Annotated in this window: 1 protein-coding gene; it reads left to right on the top strand. The window is 73.0% G+C overall.

Annotated elements, in window-relative coordinates; translation table 11 throughout:
• On the top strand, nucleotides 1–773 hold a 773-nt coding region (locus HUK84_RS21090; RefSeq protein WP_176641911.1), incomplete at both ends, for an acetate/propionate family kinase.

The following is a 773-nucleotide window of genomic DNA, read 5'->3' as shown; positions in this document are numbered from 1 at the left end:
CTGGGACGCGGCCGGCGCGGGGGACGACCCGCATCACGGGCCGGTATCCACCCTGATCGACTGGGTGGGGGGACATCTGGGGGATGTCCCGCTGCTGGGGGTGGGGCACCGGGTGGTGCATGGCGGCGCGGATTTCATCGCGCCGGTGCGCGTGACGCCGGAGGTCATGGCGCGGCTGGAGGCGCTGACCCCGTTCGATCCGCTGCACCAGCCCGCCAGCCTGGGGCCGATCCGCGCGCTGGGCGCGTTGCGGCCGGACCTGCCGCAGGTGGCCTGTTTCGATACCGCGTTCCACCACACCATGCCCGAGACGGCGCGGCGCCTGGCGCTGCCGCGCCGCTATGAGGAAGGCGGGGTGCGGCGCTACGGGTTTCATGGCCTGTCCTATGACTATATCGCCGGCCGTCTGCCGGACCTGTCGCCCCGGCTGGCGGCGGGGCGGACGGTGGTCGCGCATCTGGGCAACGGAGCCAGCCTGTGCGCGCTGGCGGCGGGACGCAGCATCGAGACCACGATGGGGTTTTCGGTGCTGGACGGGCTGGTGATGGGCACGCGCTGCGGCCAGATCGACCCCGGCGTATTGCTGTACATGATGCGCGCCGAGGGGCTGGACGCCGCCGGGATCGAGGATGTGCTGTACCGGCGGGCCGGGCTGCTGGGCGTATCCGACCTGTCGGCCGACATGCGCGACCTGCATGCGCGGGCCGGATCCGACGGGCGGGCGGCGCAGGCGCTGGCGCTGTTCGTCTACCGGCTGACGCAGCAGGTCGGCG

The organism is Nguyenibacter vanlangensis (genome assembly GCF_013376155.1).
In the GTDB taxonomy this organism is placed as follows: domain Bacteria; phylum Pseudomonadota; class Alphaproteobacteria; order Acetobacterales; family Acetobacteraceae; genus Gluconacetobacter; species Gluconacetobacter vanlangensis.
Note: the sequence above shows the minus strand (reverse complement) of the source record. Positions and strands in the feature narration are given on the sequence as shown.